Genomic DNA, 19,444 nt, shown 5'->3' with positions numbered 1-19,444 from the left:
ACGGAGGCGGAGACTCCGCCTTCCCACCCACTCTCCACCTCCGCCGGTCACCCCTCCACGGGCCGGCCGGCCCCGCCCGGGGACCTGCGGTCCCCGATCCCCACGACGTCATGGCCACTGGCCGCCGCCGTCCGACCACCGAGGGTGCCGCGCGCGATCCCCCGTCCGGCGCCGCGCCCGCGTCGAACCGGGAGCGCGGCTCTAGGCTCGGCAGAGCGACGGGACGCCCACGGGCTGTGCCAGGCCCCGCCGCCGAGGCGGCCTCGCGGAGCCCGACGTGCCGGAGGACCGGATGCGCGACTGGATCTGGGAGTACGAGGGCTACGACCCGGAGCAGGAGGGTCTGCGCGAAGCGCTGTGCACCCTCGGCAACGGCTATTTCGCGACCCGTGGCGCGCTGCCCGAGTGCGGCGCCGACTCCGTGCACTATCCGGGCACCTACGCCGCCGGCTGCTACGACCGGCTCACCTCCGAGGTGGCCGGTCACCGGGTCGACAACGAGGACATGGTCAACCTGCCCAACTGGCTGCCGCTGCGCTTCCGCCTCACCGGCGAGGACTGGCTGAACCCGGACCGCCACCGGCTGCTCCACCACAGCCTCGGCCTGGACCCGCGGACCGGCCTCCTGGAGCGCCGCTCCACCTACGCCGACGGCGCCGGCCACCGTCTGCGGGTGCGGCAGCTGCGGCTCGTGCACATGGGGGATCCCCATCTCGCCGCGCTCCGCACGGAGTTCACCGCCGAGGACTTCGCCGGCGAACTGGAGGTGGAAGCCTCCCTGGACGGCCGGGTGCGCAACACCGGAGTGGCACGCTACCGGGACCTGGAGACCCGCCACCTCGTGCACGTCCACACCGGCTCCGCGGACGCCGACACCGTGTGGCTGCGCTGCCGCACCAGCACCTCGGACATCCGTGTCGGCATGGCGTCACGGACCGTCAGCCTGAGCGGGGAGAGCGCCGAGACCCGGCACGACGGTCGACGGGCGGTCCAGCGGTTCCGCCTCGCCCTCACCCCCGGCCGTACCGTCACCGTGGACAAGACCGTCGCCCTGTTCACCTCCCGTGACCCGGCCATCGACGACCCGCTCCGGGCGGCCGTCGACCGCGTCGGCCGCGCACCCGGCTTCGATCAGCTGCGGGAGTCCCACGTCACCGCGTGGGACCTGTTGTGGCGCCGGGCCGACCTGGAGGTGCCGGGCAAGGCCGGCCGCGTCCTGCGGCTGCACCTGTTCCACGTCCTGCAGACCCTCTCCCCGCACACCGCCGACCTCGATGTCGGCGTCCCCGCGCGAGGACTGCACGGCGAGGCCTACCGCGGACACGTCTTCTGGGACGAGCTGTTCGTCCTGCCCTATCTGAACCTGCACTTCCCCGAGGTCTCCCGAGCGCTGCTGACCTACCGTCACCGCCGCCTGGCACGAGCCCTGGCCGCGGCCGAGGACAGCGGCCGGACCGGGGCCATGTACCCGTGGCAGAGCGCGAGCGACGGCCGTGAGGAGACCCAGCGGCTGCACCTCAACCCGCGCTCCGGGCGCTGGCTGCCCGACCACTCACACCTCCAGCACCACGTGGGCTCGGCCATCGCCTACAACGTGTGGCGCTACTACGAGGCCAGTGGCGACACCGAGTTCCTGCACACCAAGGGTGCCGAGACGCTGCTGCAGATCGCCCGTTTCTGGGCGGACGCGGCCACCTGGGACGAGCACCTCGGCCGCTACCGCATCCGTGGTGTCGTGGGGCCGGACGAATACCACGACGCCTACCCCGGGGCCGACCGGCCGGGAATCGACGACAACGCCTACACCAACGTCACCGCCGCCTGGGTCCTCGCCCGTGCCTGTGAACTGCTGGAGCAGCTTCCGTGGCCCCGCCGCCGCGAACTCGCCGACCGCACCGGCTTCGACGGTGGCGAGACCGCACGGTGGCAGGAGATCTCCCGCTCCCTCCACGTCCCGTTCCACGACGGCGTCATCAGCCAGTTCGAGGGGTACGGCGAACTCGCCGAACTCGACTGGACGGCGTACCGGGCGAAGTACGGTGACATCCGGCGGCTGGACCGGATCCTGGAGGCCGAGGGCGACACCGTCAACCGGTACAAGGCGTCAAAGCAGGCCGACGCGCTGATGCTCGGCCACCTCTTCTCACCCGCCGAACTGCGTACCCTCTTCGGCCGACTGGGGTACCGCCTGGACGACGACACCTGGCATCGAACCGTGGACCACTACCTGGGCCGTACGTCCCACGGCTCCACGCTCAGTGCCCTCGTCCACGGCTGGGTCCTGGCCAGGGCGCGGCGCACTGAGGCGTGGACCTTCGTCCAGGAAGCACTCGCCGGGGACATCGCCGACCTGCAGGGCGGTACCACCGCCGAGGGCATCCACCTGGGCGCCATGGCGGGCACCCTCGACCTGGTACAGCGCGGGCTGACCGGCCTGGAGACGCGAGAGGAGACGCTGAGGCTGGATCCCGTGCCGATCCCTGAGCTGTCCGAGTACGGGTTCTCCCTCCGTTACCGGGGCCACTGGGGTGTGCACCTGCGGCTCCGGGCCGGGCGGCTGGACATCGCCGTGCCCGAGTCCGACCGTGCCCCCGTCACCGTCGCGCTCGCCGACCGCACGTTCAGCGTCGGACCGGGGGAGTCCCGCACCCTCGACCTTCCCGACTGAGCGGGGCGGGACGGCGACGACCCGGGTCACGGCCGTGTCCCGGGTTCGCTGCCGCCCTGGTCGAGCCGGAACGGCGGGTAGACGTCCGTGAGGAGGGCCGCGTACGCGGCCACCCGCAGCACCCACCGGTCGAGGCCGATCACCAGGTCGAAGATGCCGCGCGGATAGACGCCCGTGAAGAGCAGGGCGACGCCGGCGAAGAAGGTCAGGAGCCCGATGAGCCCTCCCGAGGTCCAGGTCATGTGGATGCCGCCCCCGATGATGCCCAGGACCAGGTAGTGGGGGATCGCCAGGAGCCACCACTTCACCAGGACCAGACCGCGGGACAACTGCTCGGGGTACGCCACGTCCAGGTGGGCCGGGTAGTCCGGCACCTCGGCGAGCGTGAAGGGCGGGTAGCGGTCGGTGCCCAGGGCGCCGTACGTGTAGAAGGCCACCCGCCAGCTCCAGCGCAGGACCCCGGTGGTGAAGTCGAACAGAGGGCGCGGATAGCGGCCGGTGAACAGGATCGCGAAGAACGCCACCACGCCCACCACCGTGAACGCCACCCACAGGAAGACCAGGACGACATAGTGGGGGAGCGCGAGCAGCCACTTCACCAGCCACAGCCACCGGGACAGCTGTGGATCACAGGTCGCGGTCAGCCGGACCGGCTGCACCGGCTGAGGCGGATTCACACTCGGCGGGACTGTTTCCGAAGCCATGGTTCCAGCTCCCTTCCCGGGATCTTCGGCCCCCTCGCGGCCCGGGACCAGGCGTGCGCCGGGGCCGGTCGGCCCCGCGCGGCCCCAGCCCGCGGCCCCCCACCATCCAGTACACGCCTGTCACCGGTGGCCCCGCCTGCCGGAGGGCGGGACCGCGCCCGCCCCCAGCGGCAGCCGGCCCGGCTGATCGACGTCCGGCCGACCGACGAGCAGACCGAGAATGCCGCGCGGGAACATCAGCCGGTGCGTCGCAACGGGACAGTGCGCGCACTCCGCGAGAAGCTGCTGCCAGGGCGCGCGGAGTGCCGCCCGCCGACCCCTGCCCGCTCTCCTCCCCAGGAAGTCGCCATGGCCGTACCGTCCGCCCCGTCCGCCGAGAAGAGCTACCGCTTCGACGACCTGCGCGCGCTCTTCATCAACTGCACGCTCAAGCCCTCACCCCAGGTCAGCCACACCGAGGGACTCGTGGCCAGGAGCAGGGCGATCATGGAAGCGCGAGGGGTGGCCACGGAGGTCGTCCGAGCGGTCGACGAGGACATCGCGCCCGGCGTGTACCCGGACATGACCGAGCACGGGTTCGCCACCGACGCATGGCCCGCGCTGTACGAGCGGGTGATGGCCGCGGACATCCTGGTGCTGGCCGGGCCCATCTGGCTGGGTGACAACAGCTCTGTCACCAAGCAGGTCATCGAGCGCCTGTACAGCTGCTCCAGTCTGCTCAACCCCCAGGGCCAGTACGCCTACTACGGGCGGGCCGGCGGTTGCCTGATCACCGGCAACGAGGACGGGGTCAAGCACTGCGCCATGAACGTCCTCTACAGCCTGCAGCACCTCGGGTACGCGATCCCGCCGCAGGCCGACGCGGGCTGGATCGGAGCGGCGGGTCCCGGTCCCTCGTACCTCGACCCGGGGTCGGGCGGTCCGGAGAACGATTTCACCAACCGCAACACCGCCTTCATGACCTGGAACCTCATGCACCTGGCGGCCATGCTCAAGCGCACCGGGGGTTTCCCCGCCCACGGCAACCAGCGTTCGGAGTGGGACGCGGGCTGCCGACCGGGCGCGGACAACCCCGAGCACCGCTGAGCCGGGCCCGAGGCCCGGTCGCGGCCGGCCGGCCGGGGGACCGCACGGTCTGCCGCCGGCACTCACCAGCCCGTCAGCAGCAGGTGGTTGAGGAGCAGTCCCAGCCCCGCCTGTGAGGTCAGCCAGACGCGGGGGCGGTCGAGGAGGGCGCCGGCCGCGAGCAGCCACACCGCGAACGGCAGCCAGATCCGTTCCGTCTCCGCCTTGCTCATCCCGGACAGGTCGGCGACGAGCAGCATGAGCAGGGCCGCGGACAGCAGCAGTCCCATACGGCGCTCGGGGCCGGGCGAGGCGTGCCATCGGGCGAGAAGGGCGCCCGTGCGGCGCAGCCCCGCGACCGTGGCCGGGCCCACGACGAGGACCGTGCAGGCGAGGTTCGCCCACACCCAGTAGCCGTACGGGCGGAAGCCGCCGGCGCCCTGGTAGTAGCGCTCGACCAGCAGGTGGTACGCCTCCCACCAGTCGAAGCCCGCCGTGGTGAACACGAGCGGGGCGACGACGAGTCCGGCGGTCACGAAGGGGAGGAGGGCCACTCTCCGGGAACCGAGGAGCAGGACGGCGGCCGCCATCACGGCGAACAGGGTGAGGCCGTACGACAGGTAGAGGACCAGGCCGAAGAGGAGGCCGGCGAGGACGGCGGTGGTCCGCGGTCGGTGCCCCGTCGCCGCGAGGGCGAGGAACGCCACGGCCCAGGCGGCGACCGCCGTGAAGTAACCGTCCGCCGAGGTGCCCATCCATACCGCCGCCGGGGCCAGGACGAGGAACGGGGCGGCGCGACGGGCCAGTGCCTCGCTCGCCAGTGTCCGTACGGTGACGAGGACCGCGACCGCGGCGGTCGCCCCGACCGTGATGACGAAGGTGCCCGCCCAGCCTCCGCCTGCCAGGCCGACCCGGTCGAGGAGGACGAAGGTGAGCGTGGCTCCCGGAGGGTGCCCGGCGACATGCGGGGGCCAGTGGTCGGCGGTGCCGAGCAGGATGTGGTCGGTGAAGCTCCGCAGGGTCGCGGGGATGTCGTCGAACCGGTCGATGACCCGCAGGTACTCGTACCTGGTCGTCAGCCGGCGGGCGATGCCGCGGTGCCAGCCGTCGACGAGGGCGAGGGAGAACGTCCATGCCATGGCGGTGGCCCACACGGTCCACAGGAGGAGGCGCCAGGGCAGTCGGGCGGCCAGCGGGGGGCCGTACGCGACGACGGTGACGGCGACGGTGACCGCGACGGGGGTGCCGGGGCCGATGTGGGGCAGCCAGTCGGCGTACAGGGGCGGCCGGCCGACGTGCAGGACGTCCTCGGCGCGTTTGACGGCGATGCCGACCGATGCGGCCGTCACGACCAGCAGAGCGGCGGAGGCGACGGCGTACAGGTCGTGGCGGAGATCGCGGTTCACGCTGGGAGACGTTAGGCCGCAGGGGAGCCGGTGCCCGCCCGACAGGCGCGGACGTCAGCGTTTCGTCATGAGTCGTGCGCCCTCTCACCGGGTGCTGCGGGCCTAGCGTCGGGGCATGCAACGGTCACCGTCCTCGCCCGCCTTCTGGCGCAGCCCGCTGCGCGGCCCCTGGTTCACCTCCCTCCTCGGCGTGGTCCTTCTCGCCGGGATCACCGTGCTGTTCGTGACCGGGCTGCTGTCGTACGCCGCCTACAACCCGGATCTGTCACCGGTGAACGACAAGACCCCGGACAAGGGTCTCCTCGGCTTCTATCTGTTCTCCTGGCCGACGGACCCGCACTGGCTGTACCGGCTCACCCAAGGCGTGCACGTCACGCTCGGGATCACACTGGTCCCGGTCCTGCTGGCCAAACTCTGGTCGGTGGTGCCGCGGCTGTTCCAGCTGCCTCCGGCCCGGTCGGCGGCCCATGCGCTGGAGCGGATCTCGTTGCTCCTGCTGGTCGGCGGCGTGCTGTTCGAGTTCGTCACCGGAGTGCTGAACGTGCAGCTCGACTACGTCTTCCCCGGCTCCTTCTATCCGCTGCACTTCTACGGGGCGTGGGTGTTCATCGCGGCGTTCGTGGTCCATGTGGTGCTGAGGGGGCCGACGGCCGTACGCAACCTGCGCCGGATGCGTGCGGGCGAAGCGGATGGGGCTTCGCCCGAGGTGTCGCCAAAGGAGCCCTCGCTGGTCTCCCCGGCCCCGGCCGAGCCCACGGTGTCGCGACGTGGGGCGGTGTGGCTGGTCGGGGGTGGCTCGCTGCTGCTGTTCGGGACGACCGTGGGGCAGACCGTGGACGGCCCGCTGCGGCGCACCGCCCTCCTCGCCCCGCACGGCGGTGCCGAACCGGGCAGCGGGCCGGGCGGCTTCCAGATCAACAAGACGGCCGCGTCGAGGGGGATCGACGCGGCCGAGACGAGCGAGGAGGGGTGGCGGCTGGTCGTCACGGGTCCTTCGGGGACCGTCCGGCTGAGCCGCGCCGAGCTGCTCGAACTGCCTCAGCACAGTGCGGCGCTGCCGATCGCCTGCGTGGAGGGCTGGTCCACCTCCGACCAGTGGTGGCGGGGCGTGCGCCTGGCTGACCTCGCAGTGCTCGTCGGACACCCGGTGGGCGCGGCCCCCGATGTCCTGGTGGAGTCCCTCCAGCGGCACGGTGCCTTTCGCCGGGCGGCACTGCGTGCCAACCAGGTCCGCGACCCCCGCTCCCTGCTCGCCCTGGACGTCAACGGTGAGCAGCTGTCCCTCGACCACGGCCGTCCGGCGCGGATCATCGTGCCGGCCGCGCCCGGTGTGCTCAACACCAAGTGGGTGGCCCGGATGACGTTCGGAGAGCTGTGATGGGGAAGTTCCGTCCGCCGTTGGGCAGCCCCTTCCAACTGCTGCTCCTGGCATGCTCGTTCGCGCTCGCCGGGTACGCGGGGGTACGGCTGCTGCAGGACGACTGGCTCGCTGTCGCGCTGTGGTTCGTGGGGGCCGCGGTGGTCCACGATCTGCTCCTGCTGCCGCTGTACGCGGCGGCGGACCGGGCGCTCGTCCGCGCGATGTCCGCCGCCGGTCACCGGGTGGGGACGCCGCCCATGCCCTCCGAGCGGGAGGGCCGGGCCGCGTACGTCCGCGTGCCCGCGGCCCTGTCCGGGCTTCTGCTGCTGGTGTGGTTCCCGCTGATCAGCGGGCGGGTGGCGGACCGTTACGAGTCCGCCACCGGGATGCCGGCGAGTGGCTTCCTCGGCCGCTGGCTGCTGATCACGGCCCTGCTCTTCGGCGGTTCGGCGCTGCTGCTGGCGCTGCGGGTGCGCAGGGCGACGAAGGAGCGTCCGCCCGCCGTCCACTGATCGGCGGCGCGCCAGCCGTGCGGGCGGGCGTGCCGCAGCAGCGCGGGTGTGCCGAGGCGGGCCCAGGGGAACGCGGCCTCGCCCTCCGCGTCGGTCCCGACACCGCTCACGAGGCGGACCTCGGCACGCTCGTCCACGTCCATCGGCACAGTCTCGGCGATCAACAGGCCGCCTGGGCACAATAGTTGGGCCGTCCGGTGCAGGAGAGCGGACGGGTCGCCGCCGATGCCGAGGTTGCCGTCGAGGAGCAGGACGGTGGCCCAGCGCCCCTCGCCCGGCAGCGGTTCGAACACGGAGCGGGTGAGGGCCTGACCACCGAGCCGCAGCGTGCGGGCGACGGCGGCCGGGCTGACGTCGATGCCGAGCACGGGCCGCCCGCGGGCGGCTAGTTCGGCGACCAGCCTGCCCGGCCCGCACCCCACGTCGAGGACGGCACCCTCGCACCGCTCCAGGACCTGAAGGTCCACGGTGTCGGCGCGGGCGCACCACCGCTCCACCTCCAGCGGCAACAGCCAGCCGTCGCCCCGGCGCAGGAAGAGCGGTCCGCGACCGGAGCGCAGGGCGTCGGAGTAGGGGTCCGAGGACCAGTCCGGCCGCCGCATGGTGTCCTGTCCCGGCCCGCTCATCGGCCGCTGACCGCTCGCAGCCGGGACAGTTCCGCCGCGAACCGGCTGTGCGGCGCGAGGGCGGCGACGGCTTCCGCGTCGGCGGCCGTGTCGACGTCCCTCAGGACCGGCAGGTCGCGGACCCGCAGGCCGGCGGAGACCAGCCGGGCCCGCTGGACCGCGCCGGTGACGGGGGTCGACATGGGCACCCCGCGCAGGAGCGCGGGGTCCGGCCGGGCGAGCCCGAGAGCCCAGAATCCGCCGTCCTCGGCCGGACCGAAGCACGCGTCGCACCCGGCCGGGTCCATGGCCAGCAGTTCCGGCGTGACCTGCGGGGTGTCCATGCCGATGAGGAGGGCCGGGCCGTCGCAGGCGGCGAAGGCCGCGGCGAGCCGCTCGTCGAGCCCTCCGTCCGGCTGCGGTACGACGTCGAAGCCGGGCGGCAGCCAGGGGCCCGGCTTCCCGGCCAGTACCAGGACACGGCGGTCCGCGGGGGCCGTGGCCACCGCGCACAAGGTGTCCACGAGGGCGGCCTCGGCCAGCGCCGCCGCCTCCACCGGGGTGAAGGGCGGGGTGAGCCGGGTCTTCACCCGGCCCGGCCTCGGTTCCTTGGCGACGACGAGGAGCGTGGTCACCGGCGGACCCCCGCCTCGGCCGACTCCGGCGCCTCGTTGAGGACGCGGCTCATGTCCCGTACCGCCTGCCAGGTGCCGCGCCAGGTGCCGGTCACCTTCGACGCCCCCTTCCGGGGCAGGTACGGCACGTCGTGCTCGGTGACACGCCAGCCCGCGTCGGCGGCGCGCACCACCATCTGCAGGGGATAGCCGCTGCGCCGGTCGGTCAGTCCGAGGGTGAGCAGCCCTTCGCGGCGCGCGGCGCGCAGCGGACCCAGGTCGCGCAGACTCAGGCCCGTGCGGTGGCGCAGCATCCGGGAGAGCGCCAGATTCCCGGCCCGGGCGTGGGCCGGCCACGCGCCCCACTCCTGCGGACGCCGCCTGCCGAGCACCAGATCGGCGCGCCCGTCCGCGACTTCGGCGGCGAAGGGTACGAGGAGCGACGGATCCAGGGAGGCGTCGCAGTCGCAGAAGCACACGACGTCGGCCGTGGCGGCGACCAGTCCCGCGTGGCAGGCGGCGCCGAAGCCGCGGCGCGGTTCGTGCACCACGGTCGCGCCCAGCCCACGGGCGATGTCCGCCGAACCGTCGGTCGAGCCGTTGTCCACGACCAGAGCGCGCCATCCGGCCGGGATCCTGGCCAGCACCCAGGGCAGGGCCTCCGCCTCGTCCAGGCAGGGGAGCACGACGTCGACGCCCGAAGGCGGGGGAGAGGTAGTCACGGCTTTCACCCTACGAGGACGAATTTCGCATACCGGGCGCAGCGTCCTTACGAAACGCGGACGTCGCGGACCTCCGCACGGTCCGGAGGGGTCTCGACGCGGGGTGAGGTGCGAGGCTGACCGCATGGAAGAGCAACCGAGCGGACCAGCGGCCACGCGCGTGCTGGTGGTGGACGACGACCCCACGGTCGCGGAGGTCGTCACCGGCTACCTCGACCGGGCCGGATACACGGTGGACCGCGCCGACGACGGTCCGGCCGCGCTGGCCCACGCCGCGGCGCACCGGCCCGACCTGGTCGTGCTGGACCTGATGCTGCCCGGCATGGACGGCCTGGAGGTCTGCCGCCGGCTGCGGACGCGTGGCCCGGTGCCGGTCATCATGCTCACCGCGCGCGGCGACGAGGACGACCGCATCCTGGGGCTGGAGGTCGGCGCCGACGACTATGTCACCAAGCCGTTCAGCCCGCGCGAACTGGTCCTGCGCGTCGAGTCCGTGCTGCGCCGAACCCGGCCCGCCCCCGACGCCCGCCACGTGAGCTCCGCCGGTCTCCGCCTCGACCCGGCCGCCCGGCGCGCCACCCGCGACGGCGCCGAACTCGCCCTGACCCTGCGGGAGTTCGACCTCCTCACCTTCTTCCTCCGCAACCCGGGCCGCGCCCACAGCCGCGAGGACCTGATGCGCGAGGTCTGGGGCTGGGACTTCGGCGACCTGTCCACGGTCACCGTCCATGTCCGCCGTCTGCGCGGCAAGATCGAGCACGACCCGGCGCGCCCCCGGCTGATCCGGACCGTGTGGGGCGTCGGTTACCGCTTCGAGCCGGCGGACACGCCGGTCGACGGCGAGGGACAGCACGCCCCGTCCGAAGAGGGCAGGGATGACGCATGAGCGACACCCTGCTGATCGCGCTGTACGCGTTCCTCGGCGCCGTCGTCGCCGGTGTGCTGGGCGCGCTCGCGCTGTGGCCGCTGCGCCGTCGCTCGCTCACCGCGTCGCTCACCGTCGTGGCCGCCGTCGCCGTGACCGCCATGCTCGCCGGCACCCTCGCCGTGGCCTGGGCCATGTTCCTCTCCCCGCACGACCTGAGCGTCGTCACCACGGTCGTCGCGATGGCCGCGGTCGTCTCACTGGCCACCGCGCTGCTGCTCGGCCGATGGGTCGTCGCCCGTAGCCGAGCCCTCCAGACCGCCGCGCGGTCCTTCGGCGACGGCGGCGACTTCACGGCCCCCGACGGGCCGGTCACGGCCGAACTCGCCGCGTTGGGAGCCGAGTTGGCCGTCACGAGCGCCAAGCTCGCCGCGTCCAGGGAACGCGAACGTGCCCTGGAGTCCTCCCGGCGCGAACTCGTCGCCTGGATCTCCCACGACCTGCGCACCCCGCTGGCCGGTCTGCGCGCGATGGCCGAAGCCCTGGAGGACGGGGTCGCCGCCGACCCCCACCGCTACCTCAGGCAGATCCGTACCGAGGTCGAGAACCTCGACGCCATGGTCGGCGACCTCTTCGAACTCTCCCGCATCCACGCGGGCAGCCTGACCCTCACCCTCTCCCGGATGTCCCTCTACGACCTCGTCGGCGACGCCCTGGCCGGCGCCGACCCGCTCGCCCGCGAACACGGCGTGCGGCTCGTCGGCGCGCGCGTCGAACCCGTACCGGTCGAGGTCGACGGCAGGGAGATGAGCCGCGTCCTCGCCAACCTGCTGGTCAACGCCATCCGCCGGACCCCGGTCGACGGGACGGTCGCGGTGGCGGCCGAGCGGTCCCCCCACGGCGTGGTGGTCTCCGTCACCGACGGCTGCGGCGGCATCGCCGAGGAGGACCTGCCCCGCGTCTTCGACACCGGCTGGCGGGGCACGCACGCCCGCACACCCCCGGCCGGCGCGGGCCTCGGCCTGGCCATCGTCCGCGGCATCGTGGAGGCCCATCGAGGGCACGCCACCGTGCACAACATTCCCGGCGGCTGCCGCTTCGAGGTGGTGCTGCCCGCGGCCGCTTCCTGACACGGACAGCACCACCGGTCCAGGGGGCCTACGATCCCCGCATTCCGGCCCGCGCGAACTCCCGCATCCCCTCCACGAACCCGACCTCGGGCTTCCACCCCAGCTCGGCCCGCAGCCGCGACGAGTCGGCGGTGATGTGCCGGACGTCCCCGAGCCGGTACTCCCCGGTGACCACCGGCTCGGGTCCGCCGGACGCGGCGGCCAGCGCCCTCGCCATCTCCCCGACGGTGTGCGGTTCACCGCTCCCGGCGTTGTACGCGGTCAGTGCGCCCTGAGCCGCCCCCGCCTCCAGCGCCGCCACATTGGCCGCCGCCACATCCCGGACATGGACGAAGTCCCGCCGCTGGCGGCCGTCCTCGAACACCCGGGGCGCCTCCCCGCGGGCGAGCGCCGAACGGAAGAAGGAGGCCACCCCGGCGTACGGCGTGTCGCGCGGCATCCGGGGCCCGTACACGTTGTGGTACCGCAGCGAGACCGCGGTACCGCCCGTCGCACGGGCCCAGGCCGCCGCCAGATGCTCCTGGGCGAGCTTCGTCGTCGCGTACACGTTGCGCGGGTCGACCGGTGCACCCTCGCCCACCAGCGACGGCGACAACTCGGCCCCGCACCTCGGGCACAGCGGCTCGAAACGTCCGGCCGCGAGGTCGGCGACGTCCCGAGGCCCCGGCCGCACGACCTCGTGCCGCGCGCACCGGTACCGCCCCTCCCCGTACACCACCATCGAGCCCGCCAGCACGAGCCGTCGCACGCCCGCCTCCGCCATGGCGGTGAGCAGCACGGCTGTTCCCAGGTCGTTGTGGGAGACGTACGCGGGGGCGTCGGCGAATCCCGTGCCGAGACCGACCATCGCCGCCTGATGGCACACCGCGTCCACCCCGTCCAGCGCACGGACGACGGCCTCCGGGTCCCGCACGTCGGCGCGGGCGTCCGCCGCGGTGTCGAACACGAGGGGGTCATGACTGTGTTCCGCCAACGCGTCGACGACATGGGACCCGATGAACCCGGCACCGCCGGTGACCAGTACTCGCATACGGACCACGCTAGAACCGACTGCCGGCCGCATCGCAGGCCCACGCCCGGCATGTCACGGTTCCGTAAGACGACGACGGCCGCACGACCTGCGGGCGGCCGATACCCGGCCGGACGCATGAGCGGGGGTCCGGGACGTAAGGATTTCGTCATCGACGGAGCCGGGGCAGGGGGACCGTGCTCCCCGTTGAATGGAGGACGGCAGGGACACACCGAGCAGGAAGAAGGACGGATCGCATGAGACACACGCCGAGGAAGCGACTGATCACCGGTCTCACCGTGGTGACGGTCATGGGCGTGGCCGCCGGGCTCCACTGGTTCCAGCCGTGGAAACTCTGGCAGGACGAGACGGTGACGGAATCCCTGCCGGGTACGGTCGTCGTGGAAGCCTCCCCGCCCTCCGAAGCGAACGCGGGAGCGTCGTCCTCCCCCTCGGCGCCGAGGGGACCCGTCACCGTGGCGAGCGGCGCGCTGATCAGCCACGAGCACACGACCACGGGCACGGCGAGACTCGTACGTCTCGCCGACGGCACCCACGTGGTCCGCCTGGAGCGCCTCGACACCAGCAACGGCCCCGATCTGCGCGTGTGGCTGACCGACGCCCCCGTCAAGGAGGGCCGGGCCGGCTGGCACGTCTTCGACGACGGCGCGTACGTCAGTCTCGGCAAGCTCAAGGGCAACAAGGGAAGCCAGAACTACCCGCTGCCCGATGACGTCGACCCCTCCGGCTACACCAGCGTCACCATCTGGTGCGACCGTTTCGACGTCTCCTTCGGCGCCGCCGAACTCACCGCCACCTGATCCGGAGCGGCTCCACATGCGAGGCTGCCGGGATTGGGGTAGTTGTCGAAGGAGGGAACACAGCACCCGCTCGGCATGTCGGCGAGGTTCGGGCCGCAGGGGCGGACGGGCTCGTCGCCGTCGGCCACCGGCGTATCCGGCCTCGTCCGAGAAGGAGGCCGCCGCCATGGAACCAGTCGTCACCGTGGGCCTGGACGGTTCACCGGAGAGTCTCGCCGCCGCCCGCTGGGCCGCCGAGGAGGCCGAGAAACGCAGGCTCACCCTGCGGCTGATGCACGCATGGCCGCTGCTGGCACCGGAACCGGCCGGCGCCCCTACCGAGGTCGACCAGAACTACTGGGCCAAGCGCCTGGTCCACACCGCTCAGGCGGAGCTGAGCGCACGCCATCCCGGGCTGTCCGTCGTCGGCAGCCTGGTCGCCGACGACGCGCGGGAGGCGCTGCTGCGGGCCGCCTCCGAGTCCGAGATGCTGGTGCTGGGCTCACGGGGGCTGGGGTCCGCCGAGAGCTATTTCATGGGTGATGTCAGCCTGCCGGTCGTGGCGCGGGCCGGACGGCCCGTGATCCTGGTCCGCTCGGAGCCGGCCGGCAATCGGCCCGCCCCCACCGCTGCCGACAAGGTCGTCGTGGCGATGGAGACGCACGGATCCGGGGACGAGCTGCTCGACTTCGCCTTCCACAGCGCCGCGGCCCGGGGCATTCCCCTCCTCGCCGTCCAGGGGCACAGCGTGCCGCTCCACGCGCGCATGCCCTGGGGCGCCGACCACGGTGTCACCGAGGAGCTGACCAGGGAGGCGCGGGAGGCCCTGAGCAAGGTGCTGAAGCCCTGGCGCGAGAAGTATCCACAGGTGGAGGCGGAGGACAGCATCCGCCTCACGAGCCCCGCCAAGGCCGTCGTGCACGCCGCCGAGGGCGCCGCGCTGCTGGTGGTCGGACGGCGCATGCACCGGCACGGCGCTACGCACCATCTGGACCACGTGGCGCACGCCGCCATCCACCACGCACGCTGCCCCGTCGCGGTCGTCGCCCACGACTGAGTCGCTGCCCAGACGTCCGTGACGGGGACCGCGCCAGGTGCGGATCCGCCGAGATGGGCGGGACCGGGTCGGTCCGTGACGACCGCGTCGACGGGAACCCGATCCGGCACTCGTGAGCCGCTGCGACACCGGCGCGGCCCCCTGCCGCCCGGTGGACCTGGACCTCAAGCCGGGCGATCGGCGCCCAGGATCTCTCGGCCCAGGAACGCGGCCACCCGGTCGAGGGCCGGCGCGTGCTCGGGTGCGGGCCGGGCCGGGGCGATGGATCCGCCGGCGGTACGTGGCAGCGCGCCGTAGATGTCCCGGACGACCGGCAGGGAGGCGCGCGCGATGTCCGGCACCAGGTCGCGGTCGCGGCCGAGCGCGGCCGCGAGGTCCCAGCCGTGGACGAGCAGTTCGATGAGGAGCTGCTCCACCACGCGTCGGCCGGGGGCGGGACCGAAGGAGCGCTCCAGCAGGCCCGGTTGCCGGAAGACGTCGCCGGCCTGGGCGGCGGCGGTCTCGAAGGCGGCGACGTGGTCGTCACCGAGGTGGTCCTCGGTGTGGCCGTCGGCGGGGGGCGCTCCCTGGGCCAGCCCGCCCCAGATGAGGTGCTCCCACACCAGATGGTCGAGCAGATCCCGTACGGTCCAGCCCTCGCAGGGGGTCGGCAGGCCGAAATGGTAGGGCGTCGTTGCCTGGACGAGCGTGCGGACGGTGTCCTGGACGCGTGTGAAGGCGTCCAGGACACCGCCCGGCCAGGGGTCGATCTCGTCCGCGTAGAGGGCTTCGAGACGGGCCTCGCGCTCGCCGGGCACGGGGTTCGCGCGCAGTGCGGTGGTCAGCCACTGTCCCGCCTCGGCGATCCCGGCGGGTGCGGGGCGGCCGCCGAGGACGCACAGCAGTTGCCAGAAGCGCTCGACGGTGGGCTCGGCCGCCGCGGTGAGCTGGTCGAGCAGGCGTGCGCGTGCCGTGGCACCGTCCGAGGTCAGGGTGGGGTCCGAGTTCGCGCGGCTGGGCAGCCAGGCGGCGACGACGTCCGCGACGACGCGGTCGGCAGCGGGGGAGTCCGCTGCCGTGCCGGCCCGCATCGCCGTGCGGACGCGCGCGGTCCAGGTGTGGGTGAGGACGCGCATCTCCTCGGCCATGGCGGGGTCCTGCGCCCCCTGCCCCTGACGGGCGGCGTACTCCGCGATACGGCGCATGGCGCGGCCCAGCTCCCCGCCGGCGACCAGCTCACCCAGCTCCAGCCAGGCTTCGACCTGCTCGTCGCTGGGACGGTCGGGAAGCTCGGCGCCGGCCGAGAGCAGTCCCTCGCGGAAGTGAGGTACATCCAGGTCGCCGAGCGTCCCGGTGAGGAAATCGTGGACGAGCCTGTGGCGTTCGTCGGGGGACATGTGGGCGGTCCGGGTCATGCGGGCCAGTCCTTCGGAGGTCGTGCGGCGGGTGACGGTGCGCAGGACGGCCTGGCGGGTCCGCAGGCGGCGGATCTGTGTCTCCAGAGCGTCGGCGTGGGCCGCCGCCACCTCCGCGAGTCCGTCCCCGCGGTCCAGGGCGGCCCGTATCTCACCGAGCCCCAGCCCCAGGTCCCGCAGGGTTCGGGCCAGGTGGAGCCGGGCCACGCCGGCGGTGTCGTAGCGGCGGTAGCCGCCGGCGGTCCGGCCGACCGGCGCCACGACGCCCAGGTCCGACCAGTGCCTGACCACCTTCACCGGCAGTCCGACCTGCCGTGCCACCGCGCCGATGCTCCATGTGGGCCGCGACCCGTCGTCCGTACGCATGCGCTCCACCTTCGACTCTCCCTTCGTAGGAGAGTCAAGCAGCACGTACGGGGGCCGACACGTCACCCGTCCGAGTCGGGGCTGGTCTCCGTCCGGACCGCGAATTGCACCTTCGCCGAGCCGCCACCGTGCCGTGCAGCCGCACCAGGGGCGACGCGTGAACGCTCTCCGTACGCGCCACGTACGTCGAACGTGCGCTTCACGCTAGGGTTGGGCGGAACAGGAGGTGTCACCCCATGTCCGAGCTGTTCGACGCGGTCGACGCGCTCATCGCGTCCCGGTCCCCGCTGCCGCCCCCGGCGGAACGCAGGCGACTGCGCCAGGCTCATGGCCTGACCCTGGACGAGGTGGCCACCGCACTCCAGGTGCGGCGCGCGACGGTCAGCGGCTGGGAGGCAGGCAAGACCGAGCCCCGGCCCCCGGAGCGCGACGCCTACGCCCGCATGCTCAAGCAGCTCGCCCGGCTCTACCCAGCCGACCCCACGGCCGCCGCGCCCGCGACGGACACGGCGGCCCCCGAGCCGCCAGCCGTTCCCGCCGTCCCCGAGACCCCCGCCCTCCCCGAGACCCCCGCCGTCCCAGCCGCTCCCGCGGCGGCAGCCGAACCGGCCGCCGTCCGCTCTCGGCCAACAGGCCCGGCCCCGGAGCCTGCCTCCGAGAGCACCACGCCCCACCCGGCCCCCGCCGAGCCACGTCCGCCAGCCACGACCAGGCCGACGCCGACCCGCCCGGGCACCCGGAGCGCTGACCCTGCCCGAACCCCGGCCGACGGCACCGACGCGCGGTTCGAGAACGGCCCGTTGGCTGTCGTCGACGTCGAGGACGGCAAGGTGCTGGCGTACTGCACCGGCGGCCTGGTCCTTGACGTGCCCGCCAGGAGCCTGCCCTCACTGGTGGACTGGACGCTCAGGGAAGCGAGGCTGGGGCAGCCCAGGCTGTCCGGTCCCGGCAAGGACGCCGACCCGCTGCTGGTGCTCACCGAGTCGGCGCTGGAGCGCTACGGTCTGCCGGTCGCCCTCACGGAACAGGAGCGGCTCGCCGGGCGGATCCCGGAGAGCCACAAGGTCGTCAAGCAGCTGGTGCGCGCGCAGTGGAAGCTCACCAAGCGCGGGTTCGGGCCGTGGGCGCGGATCTACCGCCCGGCCACCGGTGCGGAGCGGGCCTGCGTGCAGCTGTGCATCCCGGCATGGAACGCGCTGGACACCCGGCACTGGGGCGAGGCCGGGCGCCTGGCACCGGCGGAACTCGCGCGCGTGCTGGGCGTGTACGCGACCCGGGTGATGACCCCGCGCGGATCGACCGCCGTGACCGGTCTGGAGCTGATGACCGCGCTCCACCCGCCGACCCGGGCCTCCGAGCCCGACGCGACGGGCACGCGGCACTCCCAGTACAACCCCGGCTCGCTGGGGAAGGACCCGGTGGACTGCGCGCCGTGCGAGGCCCCCGACGGACACCCGCTGCTCAAGGACCTGCCGAGATTCCACGTCCGCGGCCCCGGCGAGAAGCTGTTCGAGGAGGCGTACGACTGGGCGCGGGCGATGACCGATGCCGAGTGCACCCTGCGGCACCTGGTCGGCATCGATGTGAACATGGCCTTCGCCGCGGGCGCCAACGGCCTGGTCGTCGGCCTCGGCGAGCCGACGCACGTCCACGCGCCGGCGTTCGACGCGAAGCTGCCCGGCTCGTGGCTGGTCGACCTCAGCCATGTGGACCTGTCCCGGGTCAGGGTCGGCAAGGACAAGTGGGCCGACCTGGACGCGGGTCTGCTGCCCAGCCCGTTCACGCCGAAGGGCGAGCGCCCCGAGGGCCCGGCCTGGTACGCGACACCGACCGTGGCGTACGCGGTGGAGCTCGGCTACGACGTCGAGCCGATCGAGGCGTACGTCCGCTACGACCACGGCCGCTACCTGGACGCCTGGTACAACCGGCTGCGTGACGCGTACCTCGCCACGATGGCCGACCTGGGCGTCGGCGCCGACCTGCCGCCGGCCGACTTCCTCGCGGCGATGGACGGCTGGGCGAGCCGTGACCCGGAGCTGGCGATCGTCGTCTCGGCGGTCAAGGCGACCGTGAAGGGCGGCCTGGGCAAACTGCGCGAACGCCCGCGCGGCGAGGGCTGGCGGCCCGGCCAGCCGTGGCGCGCGCTGTCCCGGCCGACGTGGCGCCCCGACATCCGCGCGGCGGTCATCTCCCGCACCCGGATCAACCTGCACCGCAAGATCGTCAAGCACGCGGCCTTCACCGGGCAGTACCCGGTGGCGGTCCTGTCCGACTGCGTCGTCTACGCGGCCGACGGCACCTCGCCGCTGGACTTCCTGCCGTACCGGGACGGCAAGCCGCTGCCCGGCGGGTTCAAGCTCGGCATCAACCCGGGCCTGGTCAAGCACGAGGGCACCCAGAGCGTCCTGTGGGGCGAAGAGGTCCGCGAGCGGTTCGACGCCCCGGAGCTCAATCTCGCCCGGTACATCAAGGACGGCACCGTCACCGACGTCGACAACGGAGAGTAGGAAAAGACGACGATGGCCCTGTTCGGGGACGGCCTGGACGCCGCGGTGCAGAAGGCGTTCACCCGCCCGGCGCCCAAGAGCGCGGGCCCGCAGATGCGGTACCTGGTCAAGAAGCTGGGCAGCACCAAGCAGGTCGCCCAGCTGCTGCGGATCTCCCAGCGCACCGTCGAGCGGTATGTGAAGGACCAGATCAAAAAGCCACGCCCGGACCTCGCCGCGCGCCTGGAGCGCGAGGTGAAGAAGCGCTGGCAGCCGCAGATCCGGGCCAGGGCCCGCCAGAGGGCGGCGACCACCGGTGGCATCGTCATCGACACCCGCGCCCGGCTCGGCTACACCGCGCCGATCGGGTCGACGGACCAGGACCGCGTCCGGCACCTGACCGTCGCACTGCCACCCCGGTACGCCGCGCGCCTCTTCGACGCCCAGGACCAGGGTGCCACCGAGCAGCACCTCCGGGAGATCGCCGCCGAGGCGCTCAGGGAGGTGTACTTCCAGGACGGCGGCCGCCGCGCCGGAAGCCTGGAAGAGGTCCGCTTCACCGACATCGAACACCTCGACTTCGACCTGTAGAGCTCCGACAGCGGGTCCGATCGGCCGGCGGGCGCCCGAGGGCCGGAGTACCGCGGGTCCGGACCCTCGCGTCGAGGGTCCGGTTCCCGT

At 73.1% G+C, this 19,444-nt stretch carries 16 protein-coding genes; 9 read left to right on the top strand and 7 right to left on the bottom strand.

Going from position 1 to position 19,444, the window contains the following annotated elements; translation table 11 throughout:
• Positions 1-292 precede the first annotated feature (292 nt).
• Entirely contained in the window at positions 293-2,668 is a 2,376-nt protein-coding gene (locus tag ACZ6BB_RS21635) for a glycoside hydrolase family 65 protein (RefSeq protein WP_471617006.1), read from the top strand.
• A 26-nt stretch (positions 2,669-2,694) separates the two neighbouring features.
• On the opposite strand, the gene ACZ6BB_RS21630 is transcribed toward ACZ6BB_RS21635, so the two are convergent.
• Positions 2,695-3,372: a DUF4389 domain-containing protein gene (locus ACZ6BB_RS21630; RefSeq protein ID WP_471616774.1), complete on the bottom strand. Its 678-nt coding sequence runs from the start codon at positions 3,370-3,372 to the stop codon at positions 2,695-2,697.
• Between the two features lie 348 nt (positions 3,373-3,720).
• Here ACZ6BB_RS21630 and ACZ6BB_RS21625 point away from each other — a divergent pair, with 348 nt between their 5' ends.
• A complete protein-coding gene (locus ACZ6BB_RS21625) occupies positions 3,721-4,458 on the top strand; it encodes a flavodoxin family protein (RefSeq protein ID WP_471616773.1) in 738 nt (245 codons plus the stop codon).
• Positions 4,459-4,520: 62 nt separating this feature from the next.
• Here the strand turns inward: ACZ6BB_RS21625 and ACZ6BB_RS21620 are convergent, their stop codons facing one another.
• Positions 4,521-5,843, bottom strand: a complete 1,323-nt coding sequence (locus ACZ6BB_RS21620) for a hypothetical protein (protein WP_471616772.1) — start codon at positions 5,841-5,843, stop codon at positions 4,521-4,523.
• Positions 5,844-5,958: 115 nt separating this feature from the next.
• Here ACZ6BB_RS21620 and ACZ6BB_RS21615 point away from each other — a divergent pair, with 115 nt between their 5' ends.
• Positions 5,959-7,221, top strand: coding sequence for a molybdopterin-dependent oxidoreductase (locus ACZ6BB_RS21615; RefSeq protein WP_471616771.1), 1,263 nt, complete (start codon positions 5,959-5,961; stop codon positions 7,219-7,221).
• 349 nt (positions 7,222-7,570) lie between these two features.
• Here ACZ6BB_RS21615 and ACZ6BB_RS21610 read toward each other — a convergent pair whose 3' ends face one another.
• Genes ACZ6BB_RS21610 through ACZ6BB_RS21600 form a run of 3 tightly spaced genes read right to left on the bottom strand, consistent with a single transcriptional unit; the run spans position 7,571 to position 9,665 of the window.
• Positions 7,571-8,341 carry a class I SAM-dependent methyltransferase gene (locus tag ACZ6BB_RS21610; RefSeq protein ID WP_471616770.1) on the bottom strand — a complete coding sequence of 257 codons (771 nt, stop codon included), beginning with the start codon at positions 8,339-8,341 and terminating at the stop codon, positions 7,571-7,573.
• Complete coding sequence (locus ACZ6BB_RS21605; RefSeq protein ID WP_471616769.1) at positions 8,338-8,955, bottom strand: TIGR04282 family arsenosugar biosynthesis glycosyltransferase; 618 nt, start codon at positions 8,953-8,955, stop codon at positions 8,338-8,340. The genes ACZ6BB_RS21610 and ACZ6BB_RS21605 overlap by 4 nt, the downstream gene beginning before the upstream one ends.
• Positions 8,952-9,665 (bottom strand): glycosyltransferase family 2 protein, encoded by a 714-nt coding sequence (locus ACZ6BB_RS21600; RefSeq protein WP_471616768.1) that lies wholly within the window; start codon positions 9,663-9,665, stop codon positions 8,952-8,954. The genes ACZ6BB_RS21605 and ACZ6BB_RS21600 overlap by 4 nt, the downstream gene beginning before the upstream one ends.
• A 115-nt stretch (positions 9,666-9,780) precedes the next feature.
• Between ACZ6BB_RS21600 and ACZ6BB_RS21595 the strand changes: the two genes are divergently transcribed.
• Both ACZ6BB_RS21595 and ACZ6BB_RS21590 read left to right on the top strand, forming a co-directional pair.
• Positions 9,781-10,542, top strand: coding sequence for a response regulator transcription factor (locus ACZ6BB_RS21595; RefSeq protein WP_471616767.1), 762 nt, complete (start codon positions 9,781-9,783; stop codon positions 10,540-10,542).
• The gene (locus tag ACZ6BB_RS21590) at positions 10,539-11,651 is read left to right on the top strand and encodes a sensor histidine kinase (protein ID WP_471616766.1); all 1,113 of its coding nucleotides are present in this window, start codon (positions 10,539-10,541) and stop codon (positions 11,649-11,651) included. The genes ACZ6BB_RS21595 and ACZ6BB_RS21590 overlap by 4 nt, the downstream gene beginning before the upstream one ends.
• A 28-nt stretch (positions 11,652-11,679) precedes the next feature.
• Here ACZ6BB_RS21590 and ACZ6BB_RS21585 read toward each other — a convergent pair whose 3' ends face one another.
• Entirely contained in the window at positions 11,680-12,681 is a 1,002-nt protein-coding gene (locus tag ACZ6BB_RS21585) for an NAD-dependent epimerase/dehydratase family protein (RefSeq protein WP_471616765.1), read from the bottom strand.
• 236 nt (positions 12,682-12,917) lie between these two features.
• On the opposite strand from ACZ6BB_RS21585, the gene ACZ6BB_RS21580 reads away from it, so the two are divergent.
• Both ACZ6BB_RS21580 and ACZ6BB_RS21575 read left to right on the top strand, forming a co-directional pair.
• Positions 12,918-13,481, top strand: a complete 564-nt coding sequence (locus tag ACZ6BB_RS21580; protein ID WP_471616764.1) for a DM13 domain-containing protein — start codon at positions 12,918-12,920, stop codon at positions 13,479-13,481.
• Between the two features lie 166 nt (positions 13,482-13,647).
• Positions 13,648-14,517, top strand: a complete 870-nt coding sequence (locus ACZ6BB_RS21575; protein WP_471616763.1) for a universal stress protein — start codon at positions 13,648-13,650, stop codon at positions 14,515-14,517.
• Positions 14,518-14,681: 164 nt separating this feature from the next.
• On the opposite strand, the gene ACZ6BB_RS21570 is transcribed toward ACZ6BB_RS21575, so the two are convergent.
• Positions 14,682-16,277 carry a TIGR03086 family metal-binding protein gene (locus tag ACZ6BB_RS21570; protein WP_471616762.1) on the bottom strand — a complete coding sequence of 532 codons (1,596 nt, stop codon included), beginning with the start codon at positions 16,275-16,277 and terminating at the stop codon, positions 14,682-14,684.
• 236 nt (positions 16,278-16,513) lie between these two features.
• Here ACZ6BB_RS21570 and tap point away from each other — a divergent pair, with 236 nt between their 5' ends.
• Together tap and tpg are read left to right on the top strand one after the other, a co-directional pair.
• Entirely contained in the window at positions 16,514-18,784 is a 2,271-nt protein-coding gene (gene tap / locus ACZ6BB_RS21565) for a telomere-associated protein Tap (RefSeq protein ID WP_471616761.1), read from the top strand.
• A 12-nt stretch (positions 18,785-18,796) separates the two neighbouring features.
• On the top strand, positions 18,797-19,354 hold the full coding sequence (gene tpg / locus ACZ6BB_RS21560) for a telomere-protecting terminal protein Tpg (RefSeq protein WP_471616760.1): 558 nt from the start codon (positions 18,797-18,799) through the stop codon (positions 19,352-19,354).
• The last annotated feature ends 90 nt before the right edge of the window (positions 19,355-19,444 follow it).

Source organism: Streptomyces sp. NPDC041108 (genome assembly GCF_055592645.1).
This window is presented reverse-complemented; position numbering and strand designations above follow the sequence as displayed.

Excerpts from the sequence above, each read along its gene's own strand:
- ACZ6BB_RS21590 (WP_471616766.1), top strand. The coding sequence starts at position 10,539 with ATGAGCGACACCCTGCTGATCGCGCTGTACGCGTTCCTCGGCGCCGTC.
- ACZ6BB_RS21625 (WP_471616773.1), top strand. The coding sequence starts at position 3,721 with ATGGCCGTACCGTCCGCCCCGTCCGCCGAGAAGAGCTACCGCTTCGAC.
- tap (WP_471616761.1), top strand. The coding sequence starts at position 16,514 with ATGTCCGAGCTGTTCGACGCGGTCGACGCGCTCATCGCGTCCCGGTCC.
- ACZ6BB_RS21615 (WP_471616771.1), top strand. The coding sequence starts at position 5,959 with ATGCAACGGTCACCGTCCTCGCCCGCCTTCTGGCGCAGCCCGCTGCGC.
- ACZ6BB_RS21585 (WP_471616765.1), bottom strand. The coding sequence starts at position 12,681 with ATGCGAGTACTGGTCACCGGCGGTGCCGGGTTCATCGGGTCCCATGTC.
- ACZ6BB_RS21610 (WP_471616770.1), bottom strand. The coding sequence starts at position 8,341 with ATGAGCGGGCCGGGACAGGACACCATGCGGCGGCCGGACTGGTCCTCG.
- ACZ6BB_RS21570 (WP_471616762.1), bottom strand. The coding sequence starts at position 16,277 with ATGCGTACGGACGACGGGTCGCGGCCCACATGGAGCATCGGCGCGGTG.
- ACZ6BB_RS21635 (WP_471617006.1), top strand. The coding sequence starts at position 293 with ATGCGCGACTGGATCTGGGAGTACGAGGGCTACGACCCGGAGCAGGAG.
- tpg (WP_471616760.1), top strand. The coding sequence starts at position 18,797 with ATGGCCCTGTTCGGGGACGGCCTGGACGCCGCGGTGCAGAAGGCGTTC.
- ACZ6BB_RS21595 (WP_471616767.1), top strand. The coding sequence starts at position 9,781 with ATGGAAGAGCAACCGAGCGGACCAGCGGCCACGCGCGTGCTGGTGGTG.
- ACZ6BB_RS21575 (WP_471616763.1), top strand. The coding sequence starts at position 13,648 with ATGGAACCAGTCGTCACCGTGGGCCTGGACGGTTCACCGGAGAGTCTC.
- ACZ6BB_RS21580 (WP_471616764.1), top strand. The coding sequence starts at position 12,918 with ATGAGACACACGCCGAGGAAGCGACTGATCACCGGTCTCACCGTGGTG.
- ACZ6BB_RS21630 (WP_471616774.1), bottom strand. The coding sequence starts at position 3,372 with ATGGCTTCGGAAACAGTCCCGCCGAGTGTGAATCCGCCTCAGCCGGTG.